The sequence below is a fragment of the Pseudomonas sp. P105 genome (assembly GCF_032614175.1).
Classification (GTDB): domain Bacteria; phylum Pseudomonadota; class Gammaproteobacteria; order Pseudomonadales; family Pseudomonadaceae; genus Aquipseudomonas; species Aquipseudomonas rhizophila.
The window spans coordinates 3,974,644-3,995,301 of sequence record NZ_CP126693.1 but is presented as its reverse complement, the minus strand read 5'-3'; the positions used below and the strand labels follow the sequence as shown (position 1 = coordinate 3,995,301).

16 protein-coding genes and 2 riboswitches are annotated in these 20,658 nt (G+C 62.3%); of the genes, 10 read left to right on the top strand and 6 right to left on the bottom strand.

Annotation, left to right across the window (positions count from 1 at the left end; genetic code table 11):
* Positions 1–11: 11 nt before the first annotated feature.
* Positions 12–3,722, bottom strand: coding sequence for a methionine synthase (gene metH, locus QOM08_RS17830; RefSeq protein ID WP_316911926.1), 3,711 nt, complete (start codon positions 3,720–3,722; stop codon positions 12–14).
* A 154-nt stretch (positions 3,723–3,876) separates the two neighbouring features.
* Here metH and QOM08_RS17825 point away from each other — a divergent pair, with 154 nt between their 5' ends.
* Together QOM08_RS17825 and nfuA are read left to right on the top strand one after the other, a co-directional pair.
* Positions 3,877–6,168, top strand: coding sequence for a fatty acid cis/trans isomerase (locus QOM08_RS17825; RefSeq protein WP_316911925.1), 2,292 nt, complete (start codon positions 3,877–3,879; stop codon positions 6,166–6,168).
* Positions 6,169–6,262: 94 nt separating this feature from the next.
* Positions 6,263–6,847, top strand: coding sequence for a Fe-S biogenesis protein NfuA (gene nfuA, locus QOM08_RS17820; RefSeq protein ID WP_003182850.1), 585 nt, complete (start codon positions 6,263–6,265; stop codon positions 6,845–6,847).
* A 191-nt stretch (positions 6,848–7,038) separates the two neighbouring features.
* On the opposite strand, the gene cobM is transcribed toward nfuA, so the two are convergent.
* From cobM to QOM08_RS17800, 4 genes are all read right to left on the bottom strand, one after another.
* Complete coding sequence (cobM, locus tag QOM08_RS17815) at positions 7,039–7,785, bottom strand: precorrin-4 C(11)-methyltransferase (protein WP_316911924.1); 747 nt, start codon at positions 7,783–7,785, stop codon at positions 7,039–7,041.
* A gap of 75 nt (positions 7,786–7,860) precedes the next feature.
* Entirely contained in the window at positions 7,861–8,265 is a 405-nt protein-coding gene (locus QOM08_RS17810) for a cobalamin biosynthesis protein (protein WP_047227826.1), read from the bottom strand.
* On the bottom strand, positions 8,262–8,957 hold the full coding sequence (locus tag QOM08_RS17805) for a CbtA family protein (RefSeq protein WP_047227827.1): 696 nt from the start codon (positions 8,955–8,957) through the stop codon (positions 8,262–8,264). Before QOM08_RS17805 ends, QOM08_RS17810 begins: the two co-directional genes overlap by 4 nt.
* Before the next feature lie 11 nt (positions 8,958–8,968).
* Positions 8,969–9,157, bottom strand: coding sequence for a CbtB domain-containing protein (locus QOM08_RS17800; RefSeq protein WP_047227828.1), 189 nt, complete (start codon positions 9,155–9,157; stop codon positions 8,969–8,971).
* A gap of 101 nt (positions 9,158–9,258) precedes the next feature.
* Positions 9,259–9,482: riboswitch (cobalamin riboswitch) on the bottom strand.
* A 200-nt stretch (positions 9,483–9,682) separates the two neighbouring features.
* A riboswitch (cobalamin riboswitch) is annotated at positions 9,683–9,897 on the top strand.
* Positions 9,898–9,995: 98 nt separating this feature from the next.
* Here QOM08_RS17800 and cobW point away from each other — a divergent pair.
* The 7 genes from cobW (at position 9,996) to QOM08_RS17765 (ending at position 18,984) form a co-directional block, all read left to right on the top strand.
* On the top strand, positions 9,996–11,060 hold the full coding sequence (gene cobW / locus QOM08_RS17795; protein ID WP_316911923.1) for a cobalamin biosynthesis protein CobW: 1,065 nt from the start codon (positions 9,996–9,998) through the stop codon (positions 11,058–11,060).
* A gap of 3 nt (positions 11,061–11,063) precedes the next feature.
* Positions 11,064–14,825: a cobaltochelatase subunit CobN gene (gene cobN, locus QOM08_RS17790; protein ID WP_316911922.1), complete on the top strand. Its 3,762-nt coding sequence runs from the start codon at positions 11,064–11,066 to the stop codon at positions 14,823–14,825.
* 71 nt (positions 14,826–14,896) lie between these two features.
* Positions 14,897–15,898: an ATP-binding protein gene (locus QOM08_RS17785; RefSeq protein WP_047227831.1), complete on the top strand. Its 1,002-nt coding sequence runs from the start codon at positions 14,897–14,899 to the stop codon at positions 15,896–15,898.
* Positions 15,899–15,951: 53 nt separating this feature from the next.
* The gene (locus tag QOM08_RS17780; protein ID WP_410479150.1) at positions 15,952–16,575 is read left to right on the top strand and encodes a vWA domain-containing protein; all 624 of its coding nucleotides are present in this window, start codon (positions 15,952–15,954) and stop codon (positions 16,573–16,575) included.
* Between the two features lie 176 nt (positions 16,576–16,751).
* Positions 16,752–18,398, top strand: a complete 1,647-nt coding sequence (locus QOM08_RS17775; protein WP_316911920.1) for a phospholipase D-like domain-containing protein — start codon at positions 16,752–16,754, stop codon at positions 18,396–18,398.
* A gap of 66 nt (positions 18,399–18,464) precedes the next feature.
* A complete protein-coding gene (locus tag QOM08_RS17770) occupies positions 18,465–18,713 on the top strand; it encodes a type II toxin-antitoxin system Phd/YefM family antitoxin (RefSeq protein ID WP_107322657.1) in 249 nt (82 codons plus the stop codon).
* Positions 18,703–18,984 (top strand): type II toxin-antitoxin system RelE family toxin, encoded by a 282-nt coding sequence (locus tag QOM08_RS17765; protein ID WP_053121508.1) that lies wholly within the window; start codon positions 18,703–18,705, stop codon positions 18,982–18,984. Before QOM08_RS17770 ends, QOM08_RS17765 begins: the two co-directional genes overlap by 11 nt.
* Here QOM08_RS17765 and QOM08_RS17760 read toward each other — a convergent pair.
* Positions 18,960–19,433, bottom strand: coding sequence for a thioredoxin family protein (locus QOM08_RS17760; protein WP_139049656.1), 474 nt, complete (start codon positions 19,431–19,433; stop codon positions 18,960–18,962). The genes QOM08_RS17765 and QOM08_RS17760 overlap by 25 nt on opposite strands.
* Positions 19,434–19,778: 345 nt before the next feature.
* Here QOM08_RS17760 and QOM08_RS17755 point away from each other — a divergent pair, with 345 nt between their 5' ends.
* The gene (locus QOM08_RS17755; protein ID WP_047227834.1) at positions 19,779–20,627 is read left to right on the top strand and encodes a transporter substrate-binding domain-containing protein; all 849 of its coding nucleotides are present in this window, start codon (positions 19,779–19,781) and stop codon (positions 20,625–20,627) included.
* Positions 20,628–20,658 lie beyond the last annotated feature (31 nt).

Here is a 20,658-nt window from a genome sequence, read left to right as displayed (position 1 = left end):
CTTTAAGGCTCTTAGTTGTCGTAACCCAAATTCGGCGCCAACCAGCGCTCAGTCACGCTCAAGTCCTGGCCTTTGCGCGCGGTATAGCTCTGGACCTGATCCTTGTCGATCTTGCCCACGGCGAAGTATTGCGCATGGGGATGGGCGAAATACCAGCCGCTGACGGCTGCCGCCGGGAACATGGCGTAATGCTCGGTGAGGAATACGCCGCTGCGTCCAGCCTTCAGTTCGCTGGCCTCGGGGTCGAGCAGGCGGAACAAGGTGGCCTTTTCGGTATGATCCGGGCAGGCCGGGTAGCCGGGGGCAGGGCGGATGCCGGTGTATTGCTCTTTGATCAGGGCGTCGTTGTCCAGGCTTTCGTCCTTGGCGTAACCCCAATGTTCCTTGCGCACCTGCTGGTGCAGCCATTCGGCGCAGGCCTCGGCCAAGCGGTCGGCCAGGGCCTTGACCATGATCGAGTTGTAGTCGTCGCCGGCTTCCTGGTAGGCCTTGGCGACTTCTTCGGCGCCGATGCCGGCGGTGGTGATGAAGCCGCCCACGTAGTCGGTCACACCGCTGTCCTTGGGCGCGACGAAGTCGGCCAGGGAGAAGTTCGGCTTGCCATCGGTCTTGATGATCTGCTGGCGCAGGTGATGTAGGCGGGCCAGTGGCTTGCCATCCTCGCCATAGACTTCCAGATCGTCGTCATGCACCTGGTTGGCCGGCCAGAAGCCGAACACGGCGCGGGCGCTGATGAGTTTCTCGTCGATGAGCTTGCGCAGCATCGCCCGGGCATCGGCGTACAGGGCAGTAGCCGCTTCTCCGACCACTTCGTCGGTCAGGATGCGCGGGTACTTGCCGGCCAGGTCCCAGGAAATGAAGAACGGCGTCCAGTCGATGTATTCGGCCAGGACGTTGAGGTCAATGTTGTCCAGCACCTTGGCGCCGGTAAAGGTCGGCTTGACCGGCTGGTAGCTGCTCCAGTCGAACTGCGGCTTCTTCGCCACGGCGGCCGGGTAGCTCAAGCGTTCGGTACGGGCGCTGCGGTTGGCGGTGCGCTCGCGAACGTCGATGTACTCCAGGCGGGTTTTCTCGACGAATGCCGGCTTGAGTTCCTTGGACAGCAACTGGGTGGCCACGCCCACGGCGCGCGAGGCGTCGGTGACGTAGATCACCGCGTCGTTGCTGTACTTGGGTTCGATTTTCACTGCCGTGTGGGCCTTGGAGGTCGTGGCGCCACCGATCATCAGGGGCAGGTGGAAATCCTGGCGCTGCATCTCGCGGGCCACATGCACCATCTCGTCCAGGGACGGAGTGATCAGGCCGGACAGCCCGATGATGTCGCACTTCTGCTCCTTGGCCACCTGCAGGATCTTCTCTGCCGGCACCATCACGCCCAGGTCGACCACGTCATAGCCGTTGCAACCGAGCACCACGCCGACGATATTCTTGCCGATGTCGTGGACGTCGCCCTTGACCGTGGCCATGAGGATCTTGCCCTTGGCTTCCGGCTTGTCGCCTTTTTCCGCCTCGATGAATGGAATCAGGTGGGCCACGGCCTGCTTCATCACCCGGGCGGACTTCACCACCTGGGGCAGGAACATTTTGCCGGCGCCGAACAGGTCGCCGACGATGTTCATGCCGGCCATCAACGGGCCTTCGATGACTTCGATCGGCCGGGCGAACGACAGCCGCGATTCCTCAGTGTCTTCGACGATGTGCGTGGTAATGCCCTTGACCAGCGCGTGTTCCAGGCGCTTGTTCACTTCCCAGCCACGCCACTCTTCGGTTTCCGCTTCCTTGACGCTGCCGTCGCCCTTGTACTTGTCGGCGATGGCGAGCAGGGCGTCGGTGCCTTCAGGCGTGCGGTTGAGGATCACGTCTTCCACCGCGTCGCGCAGTTCCACCGGGATCTGGTCGTAGATCTCCAGCTGTCCGGCGTTGACGATGCCCATGGTCAGGCCCGAGCGGATTGCATAGAGCAGGAACACCGAATGAATCGCCTCGCGCACCGGGTTGTTGCCCCGGAACGAGAAGGACACGTTGGACACGCCACCCGAGGTCAGCGCATAAGGCAGTTCATCGCGGATGTAGGCGCAGGCGTTGATGAAATCCACGGCATAGTTGTTGTGCTCTTCGATACCGGTGGCGACGGCGAAGATGTTCGGGTCAAAGATGATGTCTTCCGGCGGGAAGCCGACTTCATTGACCAGGATGTCGTAGGAGCGCTTGCAGATTTCCTTCTTGCGCGCTTCGGTATCGGCCTGGCCGGCTTCGTCGAAGGCCATCACCACCACGGCGGCGCCGTAGCGTTTGCACAACTTGGCGTGATGGATGAACTGCTCGACGCCTTCCTTCATGCTGATGGAGTTGACGATGCCCTTGCCCTGGATGCACTTGAGGCCGGCCTCGATCACTTCCCATTTCGAGGAGTCGATCATGATCGGCACCCGGGAAATGTCCGGTTCACCGGCAATCAGATTGAGGAAGGTCACCATGGCCTTCTTCGAATCGAGCATGCCCTCGTCCATGTTGATGTCGATCACCTGCGCACCGGCCTCGACCTGTTGCAGGGCCACTTCCAGGGCTTCGGTGTAGTTGTCCTCGCGGATCAGCCGGGCGAACTTGGCCGAACCGGTGATGTTGGTCCGCTCGCCGACGTTGACGAACAGCGAGTTGCGATCAATCGTGAACGGTTCCAGGCCCGACAGGCGGCAAGCCCGCGGGATCTCCGGAATCTGGCGCGGTGCGTAGCCGGCCACGGCCTTGGCGATGGCTTCGATGTGCGCCGGGGTGGTGCCACAGCAGCCGCCGACGATGTTCAGGAAGCCGCTTTGGGCAAACTCTTCGATGACTTTGGCGGTGTCCACCGGCAGTTCGTCGTATTCACCGAATTCATTGGGCAGACCGGCGTTCGGGTGCGCCGATACGTGGGTGCTGGCCTTATTCGACAGTTCTTCGAGGTACGGGCGCAGTTCGCTGGCACCGAGGGCGCAGTTCAACCCAACGGAGATCGGCTTGGCGTGGGCGACGGAGTTCCAGAAGGCTTCGGTGGTCTGGCCGGACAGTGTGCGGCCGGACGCGTCGGTGATGGTGCCGGAGATCATGATCGGCAGTTCGACGCCTAATTCCTCATACACCCCTTGCACGGCGAAAATCGCTGCCTTGGCATTAAGCGTGTCGAAAATGGTTTCGATGAGGATCAGGTCGGCGCCGCCTTCGATCAGGCCCTTGGTGGCCTCGGTGTAATTCTCCACCAGCTCGTCGAAGGTCACGTTGCGGTAGCCGGGGTTGTTCACGTCTGGCGACAGCGAGCAGGTGCGGCTGGTCGGGCCCAGCACGCCGGCTACGAAGCGCGGCTTGTCCGGTGTTTCCAGGGTCTTGGCGTCGGCGACCTTGCGGGCCAGGCGCGCGCCTTCCAGGTTCAGTTCGTAGGCCAGGCCCTGCATGCCGTAGTCGGCCTGGGACACCTGGGTGGCGTTGAAGGTGTTGGTTTCCAGAATGTCGGCACCGGCATCCAGGTAGGCTTTTTCGATGGCGCCGATCACATCCGGACGGCTCAGGACCAACAAATCATTGTTGCCCTTGACGTCGCTCGGCCAGTCGGCGAAACGCTTGCCACGATAGTCCTGTTCCTCAAGCTTGTAGCTCTGGATCATCGTACCCATGCCGCCGTCGAGGATCAGAATGCGTTCCTTGAGGGCCTGCTGGAGAAGATAAAGGCGAGCGCTGCGATCGGACATAGGACTACCTGGAAAAAGACCATTACGAAGGCGGGGATGATAGCAAACCTGTACAGGATTTGATCATGGGTGGCTTTTGCATGAATCCTGCTCATGTTTGCATCGCGATGGCGGCCCGGTAGAATCGCCGGATTATCTCTTAGGGACCCGAGACATGCCGTACCGCGTCTTATTCGGCAGTCTGTTGCTGCTGTTGTCTTTTTACTCAGTGGCAAAGGATCCCGCCCCGGCGATTTCCTACACTCGCGATATCCAGCCGATCTTCACGGAAAAATGCGTCGCCTGCCACGCCTGCTATGACTCTGCGTGCCAATTGAACCTGGGCAGTGGCGAAGGCGTGTCCCGGGGCGCGAGCAAGCTGCCGGTCTATGACGGTGAACGACACCAGGCTGCCGAACCCACCCGTTTGTTCTATGACGCCTCCGGCCAGCGGGCCTGGCAGCGCAAAGGCTTCTATTCCGTGCTGGATGCTCAAGGCAGTCAGGCCGCGCTGATGGCGCAGATGCTCGAACTGGGCCACAACACACCGTTGCAGCCCAACGCCAAGCTGCCCCAGGACGTCGTGCTTGGGCTTGAGCGTGACAACAGCTGCCCGATGCCGGGGCAATTCGATGAGTACGCCGCTGCGCATCCCAAGGAAGGCATGCCTCTGGCGGTCACTGGCCTGACCGACCAGCAATATCAGACCTTGCAGCGCTGGCTGGCCGCGGGTGCACCCATCGATCAGCAAGCGCTGGCGCCGAGCGCCGCCGAAGCCTTGCAGGTGGTGCAGTGGGAAAACCTGCTCAACGCCCCTGGCGCCCGGGAAAGCCTGGTGGGCCGGTGGTTGTTCGAGCACTGGTTTCTGGCGCACATCTATTTCAAGGATGGCGAGCCGGGGCATTTCTTCCAGTGGGTACGTTCGCGCACGCCTACCGGCCAGCCAATCGATCTGATCAACACCCGCCGCCCGAACGATGACCCTGGCACCCGTGTGTATTACCGGCTCTGGCCGGTACAAGGGGTGATCGTGCACAAGACCCACATCACCTACGGGTTGAGCGCGGCAAAAATGGCGCGGATCAAGAGCCTGTTCTACAGCGGCAGATGGCAGGTCACTGCGTTGCCAGGGTACGGCCCGGAGCGGCGGGCCAACCCGTTTTCCACCTTCGAGGCGATCCCGGCCCAGGCCCGCTATCAGTTCATGCTCGATAACGCCGAGTATTTCGTGCGCACATTTATCCGCGGCCCGGTTTGCCGGGGCCAGATCGCCACGGACGTGATTCGCGACAACTTCTGGGCGTTGTTCCAGGCCCCGGAACATGATCTGTACATCACCGACCCCAATTACCGCGGCCAGGCCACGCCGTTGCTGGCGATGCCGGGGCAGAATGACGACGTGGGCAGCGTCCTGAGTCTGTGGCTGGACTACCGGGACAAGCGCAACGAGTACGAAGCCTTGCGTCGCGACAACTACGCCGACCTGCCTGCGCCCAGTTGGTCGACGCTGTGGGCCGGCAACGACAATGCCTTGCTGAGCATTTTCCGGCATTTCGACAGTGCTTCGGTCACCAAGGGCCTGATTGGCGAGGTGCCACAGACGATGTGGCTGTTCGACTTTCCATTGCTGGAGCGCACTTATTATCAGTTGGCGGTGAACTTCGACGTGTTCGGCAACGTGTCCCACCAGGCCCAGACGCGACTGTATTTCGACCTGATTCGCAACGGTGCGGAGCAGAACTTCCTGCGCCTGATGCCAGCCGATTCCCGCGAGGACTACCTCAACGATTGGTATCAGTCGGGCGGAAAATTCAAGATGTGGCTCGATTACGAGGCTATCGACGACGATAAACCCACCGCTCTCAAGCTTGACGAAGATGACCCCAAGCGCGATTTCGTCCAGCAATTGCTGGTTCGTTATGGCGACTTGAACGCGCGGCCCGATCCGATCAACCGGTGTAATGGCGCCTATTGCTCGCGTCCGAACATTGATCCGGCCTTACAGAACGCCGAACAGGCCCTCAGTCGCCTGGCTTCCAGACCGGCGGCGGGGCTGAGCGTCATCAACCAGTTGCCGGAAGCGACCATGTTGCGCGTCGAAACCGTCAGCGGTCGCCGTGAGGTCTACAGTCTGCTGCGCAACCGCGCTCACAGTAACGTGGCGTTTTTGCTCGGCGAGGCGCTGCGATACCAGCCGGGGCTGGACACCTTGACGGTCTATCCGGGCGTGCTGAGCAGCTATCCGAACTTCATCTTCAACATCCCCGCCGAGCAAGTGCCGGCCTTTGTCGACGCCATGGAGGGCGCCCGGGACGGGCAGGCGTTCGAGCGGATTGTCGAGCGCTGGGGCATTCGGCGCAGTCACCCGCAGTTCTGGCAGTACTTCCATGACCTGAGCCACTACCTGCAGGAGACGGCGCCGCTGGAAAGTGGGGTGCTGGACATGAATCGCTACCAGAACCTCTGACCAGGATATCCGGGCGCTTTCCTGACAAAAATACTAGGACTTTGTCCGGCGCGATGATTGGCGTAAACTGCCGACAAGCCTGCGAGGAGTTTCCATGACCGCCATTACCATTACCGATGCCGCCCACGATTACCTGGCCGACCTGCTGTCCAAGCAGAACACCCCAGGTATCGGGATCCGCATCTTCATCACCCAGCCCGGCACCCAGTACGCTGAAACCTGCATTGCCTACTGCAAGCCGGGGGAAGAGAAACCTGAAGACACCGCGCTGGGGCTCAAGAGCTTCACCGCATACATCGACTCGTTCAGCGAAGCGTTCCTGGACGACGCGGTGGTCGACTATGCCACCGACCGCATGGGCGGCCAGTTGACCATCAAGGCGCCGAACGCCAAGGTGCCGATGGTCAATGCCGACAGCCCGGTCAACGAGCGCATCAATTATTACCTGCAAACCGAAATCAACCCGGGGCTGGCCAGCCACGGCGGCCAGGTATCGCTGATCGACGTGGTGGAAGACGGCATCGCCGTGCTCCAGTTCGGCGGCGGTTGCCAGGGCTGCGGCCAGGCCGACGTGACCTTGAAGGAAGGCATCGAGCGCACCTTGCTCGAGCGTATCCCGGAACTCAAGGGCGTGCGCGACGTGACCGACCACACGCAGAAAGAAAACGCCTACTACTGATAGGTGTTCGCTGCGGATATAAAAAACGGCGCCCGTGAGCGCCGTTTTTTTATGGGTGGATCCGACATCCGCGCAAGCTGATCCACCGCTTTCGCGAGCAAGCCCGCTCCCACATTGGGGCGGCGGTGATGTTCGATTTTTTAATCGCCGCAAATCCCTGTGGGAGCAAGCTCGCTCTTAAAGTTGTATTTTCAGGGCCTGTAGAGATGCGCGTGCCCGGCGCGGTAGAGCGACGACTCACTGAACACATCATTACCCAGTACGCGTCCCACCAGAATCAGCGCCGTGCGTCGAAAGCCCTTGGCCTGGACCTTTTCGGCAATATCAGCCAGCGTACCCACCACCCAATCCTGATCCGGCCATGTCGCCCGGTGAATCACGGCAATCGGGCAATCCGCGCCGTAGTGGGGCAGCAGTTCGCTGACGATTTTTTCCAGATGATTGACGCCCAAGTGAATCGCCATGCTCGCCCCGTGCTGCGCCAGGCTGCCCAGTTCTTCGCCGGCGGGCATCGCGGTTTTGTCTGCGTAGCGGGTGAGGATCAGGCTTTGGGACACGTCCGGCAAGGTCAGTTCGGCGCCCAGCAGGGCGGCGCAGGCGGAGGTCGCGGTCACGCCGGGGATGATCTCGAACGGGATGTCCAGTTCCCGCAGGCACCGAATCTGCTCGCCAATGGCACCGTACAGGCTCGGGTCGCCGGAGTGTACCCTGGCCACGTCCTGGCCCTTGAAGTGAGCGGCCTTGACCAACTCGATAATCTGCTCCAGGTGCAGCTCGGCGCTGTTGACCACCTGTTCGGCGCTGTGGCCTTCCAGCACGGCTGTGGGCACCAGGGAGCCGGCGTAGATGATCAGCGCACAGCTGCGGATCAGTCGCTGGCCTTTGACAGTGATCAGTTCCGGGTCGCCAGGGCCGGCGCCAATGAAATATACGGTCATGACCGGTTCCTAAAGGTGAGTCGGCGACCCTTTGAATGAAGATCGCTCATGATCCAGGGCGCGAATTATCGGGTTTTACGACGTCACCGCCAATGCCAGTGTGGCGCTTGGGGTCTTTTGGCGAGGAATCAACAGCGTCGCAGGTGTCGCGCCCAACCGGTCGGCCAGGGCCAGGGCAGCGCTTTCGGCGATGCCATAGCAACCGGTGCGTTCAAAAGCGATCTCGGAGCGGTGACTGAGCCGCTGCTGGTAGCTCGACAACTGCCCGGCATTGAAACAGGTCAGCGGCAACTCCAGTTGCTCGGCCAGCTCTAGCAGGCCCGGCTCGTCACGCTTGAGGTCGATACTGGCCAAGGCGCGAACCTCAGAGAGCTCGATGCCGTGTGCCCGCAAAGTCTGATCAAGCAGTTCTCGCAGCGTGCTGGCCGGGCAGCCGCGTTGACAGCCCAGGCCGACCACCAGGATCGGCCCGGTGCTCATGCGTCGTGCTGAGCCTGGTCGCCACGCCGGAACAACCATGCGCTGACCAGGCCCAAGGCCAGCCAGAACGCAACGTTGGTCACTTGCGAGGCGAGCTTGAACTGGCTTTCAAGTGCTTCGGGCGCCAGCATCGAGTGGACCTCAGGCTGCGGCGCACCGATGACATGGGGCACCAGCAAGGTCGCCACGCCCAACAGTTTGAGCAACCAATGCCTGCCGAAGACAATCAGGGCGATACCTACCGCAGTGGAGGCCGCCGTGCCGATCCACCACATCTGCCGCTGGGCCAGATCGGCCGCCGCCGTGCCGGGCAGCTCCGGTGGCAGGCCGAGGGTGGGGGCCAGGACAAACGTGGCATAACCGGCCAAACCCCAAAGCAATCCCTGGGACGTGCGGGTCGGCGCCCGCAGCGTGTACAAGCCCGCCAACATCAGGGCGAAACCCACTGCGACCACCAGATTGCCGCCGGTGGTGGAGAGCAGTCGTTGCCAACCGTCTTCCGGCTCCCACGCTTGGGCATCATGGGAGTGAACGGCCCCAGCGGCGTGCTCATGGTGCTCGGTAGCCGGTGCGCTTTCGTAGGTTTCGGCCTGCAGAATCAGCGGCGATACCCAGAAACTCTGGAGGAGGGTCAGCAGCAGGGCGGCCAGCAACCCGCTGAAACCGGCGGTTTGCGCGATACGCTTGATCATGTCGTCAGGTCTCAATGGCACGGGAATGCGGCGCTGTGGCGGGTGTCGTGGGCCGCGTTGTGCACCGCTTCGATGTGGGAGAAACCGGCGAAATAGACCAGGCCTGCACCGAGGATCGAGGCGAAAATCGCCGCGCTCAGGCGCTGGCTCAGGGTCGTGGAGCTGCTGGCGGTACGGGCGGTGCTGCTGATGGTCGACATGGCGCTTCCCTATGGTCTCTTGTCATCGGGTGAAGCGAGCGCAATGAAACCCCGGGCGCAGGCCCGCCAAGGTTCGAACAGCGCCCGCCCACCGCGGGTTTGTTGATGCATGAGTCATGGGCCGGTCTCCGGGCTCGCGAGGGGCAGGGCTTGTGCCTGGCCGACAAGCGTCACCTTCCCATGCCGTGAGGCACAGTGGATCTGACGCTTCTCTCGCTTACCGTTGCGGGGGCAGCACCGGACTGACGTGGCCTTGAAGTAAAGCACACGATTCACCGGTTTCCCGTTTCACCCTGTGAAGGGCACCCGTAACTAGGCGCACAGGAGAGCATGGGCGGGGGCGGGGCGTCAATTGGCTGATACCCGTTGCGCCCATCGCAAGCAGGCTCGCTCCCACAGTTGAGCTTTGTTGAACATGAGTTTTGTGATCGGCGAAATTTACTGTGGGAGCGAGCCTGCTCGCGATAGGGCCCGCAAGACACCACAGAACTCACCTGCGGACATTGACCCGCCCCCACACCCTGCGTAGCCTTGCGCCTTCGAGGTTCTTCGGCATCGGCCGAAGCTAAGAAGGGAACGCGGTCCAAGCCGCGGCTGCCCCCGCAACTGTGAACGGTGATGTTTCTGCAAGGCCACTGTGCATGCTCTTGACCAAGGGTGCACGGGAAGGCGCAGTAACTGCCAGTCGAATGACTGGCCCGCCGTCAGCCAGGAGACCTGCCTCGACACAGATTCTCACTACAACCGGGCGGGGTGATCCGGTGGCGAAATCTTCCGCGTGCGCCCATGCGTGCGGGTTGTCGTCCCGTTTGCCCGCCACCTTGCCAAAGGGCATCCGATGAAAACACTGGCCAAACTCCCTGTCACCATCGTCACCGGCTTCCTCGGCTCGGGTAAAACCACCTTGCTGCGGCACATGCTCGACAACGCCCAGGGCCGCCGCATCGCCGTGATCGTCAATGAGTTCGGCGAGCTGGGTATCGACGGCGAGATCCTCAAGCAGTGCTCGATCGGCTGCACCGAAGAAGAAGCCAACGGTCGCGTCTATGAACTGGCCAACGGTTGCCTGTGCTGCACCGTGCAGGAAGAGTTTTTCCCGGTGATGCGCGAGTTGGTGGCGCGGCGCGGTGACCTCGATCACATCCTTATCGAAACCTCCGGCCTCGCCCTGCCCAAACCGCTGGTCCAGGCTTTCCAGTGGCCGGAAATCCGCAGCGCCTGCACCGTCGATGCGGTCATCACCGTGGTCGACAGCCCGGCCGTGGCCGCCGGCACGTTCGCCGCGTTCCCGGACCAGGTCGATGCCCAGCGCAAACTTGACCCCAACCTGGATCACGAATCACCGCTGCACGAGCTGTTCGCCGATCAACTGGCGAGCGCCGACCTGGTGATCCTCAACAAAGCTGACCTGATCAGCCCTGAAGACCTGGCCAAGGTGCGCCTGGAAGTGGCCGAAGAGCTACCGACGGCGGTCAAGGTCATCGAAGCCAGTAGCGGCCGCTTGCCTTTGGAAGTGTTGATCGGCCTGGGCGCCGGCTCCGAGGAGCACATCGACAGCCGCCACAGCCATCACGATCATCACCATGACGGCGACGATGATGATCATGATCATGACGCGTTCGACTCCATTTCCATCGAACTGCCCCAGGCCGACGAAAGCCTGCTGCTGGACGCGCTGACCCAACTGGTGGTCCAGCACGGCGTGCTGCGGGTCAAGGGGTTCGCGGCCATTCCTGGCAAGCCGATGCGTTTGCTGATCCAGGGCGTGGGCACGCGCTTCGACAAACATTTCGACCGGCAGTGGGGTGCCGATGAAGCGCGGGTGACCCGTCTGGTGCTGATCGGCCAGGCGCTGGATGCCGGGCTGCTCGAAGCGCAATTGCGCGCCGCCCTCAGCGTCTAAGCCATGCACCTGCTCAGGACCCAGCCCGGCGGTTTCGTGTCGGACGACAACATTGCCGATCTCGGACAAACCCCCGCCGAGCTGGTGATCCTGTGCAGCGGCGACTCCAGCCTGGCGTTGCTGGCCGAAGCGGCGCGGCAGTTGCCGGACGACTATCCGCAGTTTCGCCTCGCCAACCCGATGCAGGTGCAAAACCACGCCTCGGTGGATCTGTATTTCGACGACGTGTTGCGTCACGCCAAGGTCATCCTGCTTTCCCTGCATGGCGGCATCGGTTATTGGCGCTACGGCATTGAACGTCTTATGGAACTGGCCGAGCGCGGGGTGAAGCTGATCCTGGTGCCGGGGGACGATCGACCCGACCCGGAACTCAGCGACCTGAGCAACGTGCCCAATGAGGATCGGGACCGGCTCTGGCAGTTCCTGCGCCAAGGCGGTTTGGGCAATGCCCTGGACCTGTTCCATAACCTGGCCAGCCAATGGTTCGGTCGCGACTATCCTTGGGGCGAACCGCAAACCCTGCCGCGCACGGCGATCTACCATCCGGAACGAACCAACGCCAGCCTGAGTGATTGGCAAAGCGACTGGCGGGCCGGGCAGCCGGTGGCGGCGGTGCTGTTTTATCGCTCCCACCTGCAAGCAGCGAACACGGCGTTCATCGACGTGTTTTGCCAGCGTCTGCAAGCGGCGGGGCTCAATCCCTTGCCCATTGCCGTGGCGAGCCTCAAGGAGCCCGCTTGCCTGGCCTTGGTTGAAGACTGGATGGATGAGGTGGCGGCGGGAGTGATCCTCAACACCACCGGTTTCGCCCAATCGAGCCCCGAAGCGCCGCACTTGCGACCATTTCGCCGCAACATCCCGGTGATTCAGGCGATCTGCGCCCAGGACAACGAGCCTGGCTGGCGCGCCAGTGAGCAGGGTCTGGGCCCGCGGGACCTGGCGATGCACATTGCCCTGCCGGAACTGGACGGGCGGATCATCAGTCGCCCCATCAGTTTCAAGGACCTGGCCTGGCGCAGCGAGCGCAGCCAGAGCGATGTGGTCTGCTACCGGGCCGTGCCCGAGCGCATGGATTTTGTCGCTGAGCTGGCGTGGCGCTGGACTACCCTGGCGTGCCTGCCCAACTCGCAAAAGCGTGTGGCGCTGATCCTCGCCAATTACCCGACCCGGGATGGGCGCATCGGTAACGGCGTCGGCCTGGACACCCCGGCGGCGGCAGTGAATATCCTGCGGGCCTTGCAGGCCGAGGGCTATCCGCTGCCGGCTGAACTGCCTGCGAGCGGCACCGCGCTGATCCAGCAGTTGCTCGGCGGGGTAAGCAACGACCTGGACAGTCTTGACCAACGGCCCTGTCACCAGAGCCTGGCGCTGGATGCTTACCGGGCCATGTTCGACGCATTGCCCGAGGCCAATCGCCAGGCGGTGCTGGAGCGCTGGGGCGCGCCCGAACAGGACCCGATGTTCCGCGATGGCCGGCTGATGATTGCTGGCGTGCGCCTGGGCCTGACGTTCGTCGGCATCCAGCCGGCTCGAGGCTATCAGGTCGATCCGAGCGCCGTGTACCACGACCCGGACCTGGTGCCGCCCCACGGCTACCTGGCGTTTTATTTCTGGCTGCGCAACACCTACGGGATCCACGCCCTGATTCATGTCGGCAAGCACGGCAATCTCGAATGGCTGCCGGGCAAGGGCGTCGGGCTGTCGGAAAACTGCTGGCCGGATGCGCTGCTGGGACCGTTGCCGAACATCTATCCGTTCATCGTCAATGACCCGGGCGAGGGCGCCCAGGCCAAGCGTCGCACCCAGGCCGTGATTATCGATCACTTGATGCCGCCGCTGACCCGGGCCGAAACCTATGGGCCGCTGCGTAACCTTGAGCTGTTGGCTGACGAATACTACGAAGCGCAACTGCTCGACCCACGCCGCGCCCGGGAACTGCAGCGAGACATTCTGAATCTGGTGCGCGAAACCCACATCGACCGCGAGTTGCAACTGGACGGCGACGCTGACGTGGCAATCTGGCTGCCGCGCCTGGACACTTACCTGTGCGATCTGAAGGAGTCGCAGATCCGTGACGGCCTGCACATTTTTGGCGAGTCGCCCACACAACGGTTGCGCATCGACACCTTGCTGGCGTTGCTGCGCATTCCCCGGGGGGATGGCAAGGGCGCGCAGTCGAGTTTGCTGCGGGCGCTGGCCAAGGCCTTTGCACTGGGTTTCGATCCGCTGGATTGTGCGCTGGCCGAACCCTGGACCGGCGCGTGTCCCGAAGCCTTGGGTCGGCTCAGCGCCGAACCTTGGCGGACCGCTGGCGATACTCGTGAACGTTTGGAATTGTTCGCCGGGCAATTGATCGAGCAGGCCCTGGAGGGCGTGGTCGCGCAACTTGAGGTGCCGGGTTGGGAAACGGTGAACAGCATTATTGAAAACCTGCGCGGCGTCGTGGCTCCGCGTCTGGACGCGTGCGGCCCGGCGGAAATGCGCGGTTTGCTCGATGCCTTGAGCGGGCGCTTCGTGCCGGCCGGCCCCAGCGGTGCGCCCAGTCGCGGCCGCCTGGATGTGCTGCCCACCGGGCGCAACTTCTTCTCGGTGGACGTGCGCAACCTGCCCACCACCACCGCGTGGCGCATCGGTTTTCAGTCGGCGTCCCTGATCCTTGAGCGGCACTTGCAGGACCACGGCGATCACCTGCGTCAATTGGGGCTTTCGGTGTGGGGCACCGCCACCATGCGCACTGGCGGTGACGACATTGCCCAGGCCATGGCGTTGATGGGCGTGCGTCCGGTGTGGGCCACGGGCAGCCAACGAGTCGACGATTTCGAGATCCTGCCATTGAGTCTGCTGGACCGGCCTCGGGTCGATGTCACGCTGCGGGTCTCCGGGTTCTTCCGGGACGCCTTTGCCAATCTGATCCGCCTGTTCGATGCAGCGGTGCAGGCCGTCGCCGCCCTCGACGAACCGGACGACATGAACCCCTTGGCGGCGAAGGTGCGCAGCGAGCGCCAGGCCCTGTTGGAATCGGGCCTTGAACCCGAGGTCGCGGCCCGTCAGGCCGGGTGGCGGATCTTCGGCGCCAAGCCTGGCGCCTACGGCGCGGGTGTGCAGGGCGCCATCGACGGCCGCCTGTGGCAGAGCCGCGAAGACCTGGCGCAGGTCTACCTGAATTGGGGTGGCTACGCCTACGGCGCCGGCGATGAAGGCACTGCCGCCCGGGAGCAGTTCTCCCGGCGCCTTAGCCAGGTGCAGGCGGTGTTGCAGAACCAGGACAACCGCGAACACGACCTGCTCGATTCCAACGATTACTACCAATTCCAGGGCGGCATGCTGGCGGCGGTGGAGACGCTTGGCGGCGCAACGGCGGCCAGTTACCACGGCGACCACAGCCAGCCGGACTTGCCCAAGATCCGCACGTTGAAAGAAGAGCTCAACCGCGTCATTCGTTCCCGGGCGGCCAATCCGAAGTGGATCGACGGGATCAAGCGCCACGGCTATAAAGGTGCGTTTGAACTGGCGGCGACGGTGGACAACCTGTTCGCCTTCGACGCCACCACGCAGTTGATCGACGATCACCAGTACGCCTTGCTGGCCGAGGCTTATCTGCTCGACCCCGATACCCGCGATTTCGTTCGCCAGCACAACCCCGATGCCTTGCGCGACATGACCGAGCGCATGCTCGAAGCGCAGCAGCGCGGAATGTGGCAGGAGCCCGGGGAGTATCGAGAGGCGCTGGAGAACTTGTTGTTGGACATAGAAGAAGACAGCTGAAATGAGGACGCCAGACGCGCCCTCGCCACAGGTCCATGTTTGGACCTTCGAACATGCATGAGACATTCAACATGACCGACACCCCTCATTTCCCGCTCTGCGCCGTGGTCGGGGCCGATGACCTGAAACTGGCCCTGTGCCTGGCTGCGATCGATCCGAAAATCGGCGGTGTGCTCATCGAAGGCCCACGGGGCATGGCGAAGTCTACGCTGGCCCGGGGGCTGGCGGACCTGTTGGCCAGCGGTCAGTTCGTCACCTTGCCTTTGGGCGCCACTGAAGAGCGGCTGGTGGGCACCCTGGATCTGGACGCGGCCCTGGGGGAGGGGCGCGCGCAGTTCTCTCCCGGCGTTTTGGCCAAGGCCGACGCCGGGGTGTTGTATGTCGATGAAGTGAACCTGCTGCCCGACCACCTGGTGGACCTGTTGCTGGACGTGGCTGCCAGCGGCACCAACCTGATCGAGCGTGACGGCATCTCACACCGGCATCCGGCACGTTTTGTATTGATCGGTACCATGAACCCGGAAGAGGGTGAATTGCGTCCGCAGTTGCTCGACCGTTTCGGCCTGAACGTGGCCCTGGACGGCCACACCGCACCGCTTGAGCGCGGGCAGATTATTCGTCGGCGGCTGGATTTCGACAGCGATCCGGCGGCGTTCTGCGCAGAGTGGGAACCGACCCAGCAGCAGTTGCGCGAACGCTGCCAACAGGCTCGCGACCGGTTGATGCAGATTCCTCTGGATGACCAGGCGCTGGCGCAGATCACCGAGCGTTGTTTTGCCGCTGGGGTCGATGGCTTGCGCGCGGACCTGGTCTGGCTGCGGGCCGCCCGCGCCCATGCTGCGTGGCGCGGGGCGGATGCCATTGCCGTTGAGGACATTGATGCGGTCGCCGAGTTTGCATTGCGTCATCGCAGGCGCGAGCCTTCGGCCCCTGCGCCGTCCCAGGCGCCGCCAGCCACCGCCGATCAAACCGCCAGGCCTGACGAAGGCCAGGGCCAGTGGGGTGACCTGCCGGCCCGGGCATTGCCCACCGGCACTCGGCGTGACGTGCCGAGCTGGCCAAAAAAGCCCTAGGCATTCGCCCCCGTTCGCCCGCGGGGGTGAATGCCAGACCCCGTGCGGGACGGTTGGACCTGGGGCGCCAGGGCCGCAGCAAAGCGGCGGTCAGCGGGGCGGTGAACTGGCCAGGCACCTTGCTCGCTGGCCGTCCACGCCTGCGTGAAGACCTGCGTTTTCAGCAACGCCATCGTTCGCCCCATGAACTGTGGCTGGTCATCGTCGACGCCTCGGCCTCGACTCGTCGTCATCAAGCCTTGAGCGATGGCAAAGGCCTGCTGGCGCAACTGTTCGATGACGCCTACCGCCAGCGCGCCCGGCTGGCCTTGCTGACGGCCAGCGGCAGCGCACCAGCCTGGCAGGTGCAAGGGCTCAAGGCCTCGGCCGGGCTACGGGACTGGCTCGACGGCCTGGGCGCCGGCGGCGGCACGCCGTTGCTGGCGGCGCTGAACGAGGCCGGACGCTGGTTGACGGCCCGGCGCAAGCGCTACCCGACCGAGCAACAGCGGGTGTTGCTGATGACCGACGGGCGAGTCAAACAGCAGCTGACACTGCCGCCCCTTGATTGCCCAAGCCTGTTGATCGACATCGAACGCGGACCGATTCGCCTGGGCCGGGCCCGGCAATTGGCGGGGCAGTTGGGGGCGCAGTATCGGCATATTGATGAAGGGCTACCGGGCTCGGATGTTCGCTGACTGACAGGGCCTCATCGCGAGCAGGCTCGCTCCCACATTTGTTCTGTGGTGAACACCCGATCGATGAATCCCCTGTGGGAGCGAGCCTACTCGCGATAGCATCGCCCCGGTGTCAGATCCGCACGCTCAATAAGCATCGCTGTTCTATGCTCAGCCAGACCTCACAGGAGTGAACCATGCGCGTACTCGTCACCAACGCCCAGGACGATTTTCGGGTCAAGGCCTACGCTGGCACCAACGGTGTATTGCTCGCCATGGACCTGGCCGAACCCCGGCGCAAGGGCTTGCTCGGCTTTGCCATCGAGAAGCAGCACGGCGCCAAGCCCTGGCTGTTCCTGTTCAACAGCCTGACCTTCCCCGACAAGGTGCACACGTTCCCGCAATTTCGCGCTACGCCGAGCGATAAAGCACCGTTGCAGAAATTTCGCTGGGCCGACTACGCCATCAACCCAGGCGTGGCAATTCACTACCGCGTGCACCTGGCCTATGGCAGCCCTGACGCGCCGCAACTGGGGGAATCACTTGAGGTGTCAGTGACCAGTGACGATGGTCAGCCAAGCAACCAGGGGGTCATCTTCAATCGTGCCGTGGCCGCGAGCCAGGCCTTCCAGCGCAAATTTCCCGAGCTGGATGCGCTGATCGACGCCAACAAAAACCTGTCCATCGATGCTTGGCCCGACGCGCCGCGCCGCTGGCTGGAAAACGGTTTGCTAGGGCGCTTGACCGGTTTTATCGACCGGGCCCTGAACGCCAGTTGGGCCTTGGACGTCGCCATCTATGAATATGAACTGCCGGTGATCGTCGAGGCTGTGAACGCCGCTTTCGCACGGGGGGCGCGGGTACGGGTGCTGTACCACGCTGAGCCGGGAGACGACGGCACACTGCGCAACGAAGCCAGCCTGGCAACATTGCCGGCGGCCAACAAGCGCGGGCGCGTCACGCACAATATTTTCCACGACAAGTTCATCGTGCTGAGCAAGGTCGACGACACCGGTTCATTTCACCCCGAGGCCGTGCTGTGCGGCAGCACCAATTTCACTGCCAACGGCGTCTACCGCCAGGCCAACGTTATTCATGTGCTGGACGACGCGCGGGTCAGCGACAGCTATCGGCAGGTGTTCGAGCAGATCTGGGCCGCACCCGAGGACGTCGGGGCCACGCGGCAGTGGATCAACCGGAACAACCCCATGGTACCCGAGGAGCCATTGTTCACCGGGTTCTCGCCGCGTACGGGAGAGGGCGACCTGGATCGTTTCGTCGATATCATCAATGGCGCTCGCAAGGACCTGCTGTTCGTCACGGCCTTCGCCTTGCCCGACCGGATCCTCGATGCCTTGCTCGGTCAACCCAACGACGACGTGCTGCGTTACGGCCTGCAGAACACCACCAGCCGCATCACTGGCTTTCATGCCGACCGCACCGCCGAATTCGCCGCCACCGCGCTGCTCAATACCGGCCTGGAGGGCTGGCTCAGGGAAAACATGAAAGGCCAGAAAGGCAATCTGCTGGTGCACACCAAAGCCGTCGTCACCGACTTCACCAGCGACACGCCGACCATCATCAGCGGCAGCCACAACCTGAGTGCCGCGGCCAGCAGCGGCAACGACGAGAACTACCTGATCATTCAGGGCGACACCGACCTGGCCGACCGCTACGGGCTTGAGCTGCTGCGCTTCTACGAGCATTACCGCTTTCGCTATTTCGCGAAAAAACTGGCGCTCAAGCAGGTCAAGCCGCTGGCGGTGGATGACAGCTGGACGGACGATTATTACCGCGACGGGGATTTGCGGATGTTGTCCAGAGTGAGGTTTTGCGGACGCTGAACTGTGGTAAGAGGTGTTTTAGAGTGCTATTTTTAGCGCCATTAAGAGTGCTCAAGGACTCACCTCATGACACATATTGTGCTTTCTCAAGTTGTAGCCAGCATTTCCGAACTCAAGAAAAATCCGATGGGCACTGTTGCTGCCGGTGGAGGATTATCCGTAGCAATCCTCAACCGCAATGAGCCGGCATTTTATTGCGTCCCCGCTCGAGAATATGAAGCCATGATGGATCGGCTTGAAGATCTGGAGCTGGTTGCTCTTTGCCGCGAGCGTGAAAATGATCCAACGATAAAGGTTTCTCTTGATGACCTATGAGTTGGAATTTTCTGATAAAGCCTGGAAGGAATGGCAAAAACTGGGTGCAACACTCAAAGAGCAATTCAAGAAAAAGCTCGAGGAGCGACTGGTGAATCCGCATGTCCAGGCAGACCGTCTGCATGGGCTGGGCAACGCCTATAAAATCAAGTTACGTAGCGCCGGCTATCGATTGGTTTACCGAGTGGTAGATGATTTGCTAGTTGTTACAGTGATTGCGGTTGGTAAGCGCGAGCGCGGTCAGGTTTATGACGAGGCGGCCAAGCGGTAGGCGCCCGGCTTTCCTCGCCGCAACCTTTGGAGTCCCCGTGCCCGAGAGACCAGGCACAAGGTTCGCAGTTGCTCGTGCAACCAGTGCAAGTCACGGCGAGGCGAACGACGCGGCCGTCTGGGTTTGGTTCGGCCGATGTGTTCGGCAAAGTTCTGGGTCAGCGAGGCCTGATCACCGACGCCCTTGAGCTTGCGGCGTAACTTCCCATCCTTATAAAACAGCACCGTGGGTGTCCCGGTAACGTCCGGGTGTCGGGGCGATTCGCTGGTACTCAATTTGTAGATCACCGCCCGATCCTTGAATGTCTCGGCAACGCTGCAAAACAGCGGCTCGGCCCAGCTACAGGCGTAGCAGTAGGGGTGGCCGAAATAGAAGACTACCGGGCGCCAGGTCTTGAGAGCCGTGCGGTAGTCCTTTGATGAGGCGATGTGGGTGATGAACGAACTCATGGCGGGTTTCCCTTCATCGATAGGGTGTTTGCAACCATAAGCAACACGGCCGGGCATCGCTACTGTCAGAGTTGACAGTTGAACGGCTCCCTTTTGGTGCGCAAAAGCCTCACTTGCTCCCTGTCTGGGGCCTTGCTACCCGAAGCTGTAGCCAACAGTAGCAGTCCCTGCGCAGATGCCCGCGTTCCTATTGAAACGTCTGGGCGTGCCATCCTTTTGATTTCATTGGTTTTCCATTTTCCTTATCCATACACCGCATGCCTGTGGCACACTTTCTGCTGTCTATTCCGTTGTTACATACTAAGTTCCGGTATAGCGGAATAAACTGACTCAGGAGTGCTTGCCATGCATCGCCGACCTTCCTTGTTCAAAGCGTGTGTTTTTATCTTCGCGGCCACGACGGCTGCCATGGGTGTCGCTCAGGCGGCGGACAGCAAGCTCGATAGCGTGCTGCAGCGCGGGAAATTGATCGTGGGCACGGGCAGCACCAATGCGCCGTGGCACTTCCAGGGAGCGGATGGCAAGTTGCAGGGTTTTGATATCGACATCGCACGGATGGTGGCCAAGGGTCTGTTCAATGACCCGGAGAAAGTCGAGTTTGTGGTGCAGTCGTCCGATGCACGCATTCCGAACCTGTTGACCGACAAGGTCGACATGAGCTGCCAGTTCATCACCGTCACCGCCAGTCGTGCCCAGCAAGTGGCGTTCACCCTGCCGTATTACCGCGAAGGCGTGGGCCTGCTGCTGCCGGCCAACAGCAAGTACAAGGAAATCGAAGACCTCAAGGCCGCCGGCGATGACGTCACCGTGGCTGTGCTGCAGAACGTCTACGCCGAGGAATTGGTGCACCAGGCGCTGCCCAAGGCCAAGGTCGACCAGTACGACAGTGTTGATCTGATGTATCAGGCGGTGAACTCCGGCCGTGCCGATGCCGCTGCCACCGACCAGTCTTCGGTCAAGTACCTGATGGTGCAGAACCCTGGTCGCTATCGCAGCCCGGCCTACGCCTGGAGCCCGCAAACCTATGCCTGCGCGGTCAAGCGCGGCGACCAGGACTGGCTGAACTTCGTCAACACCACCTTGCATGAAGCCATGACCGGCGTGGAATTCCCCACCTATGCGGCATCGTTCAAGCAATGGTTCGGCGTCGAGCTGCCGTCGCCGGCCATCGGTTTCCCCGTCGAATTCAAATGATCCCGTGAGCCCGGGGCGCCGCTTGAAGGCG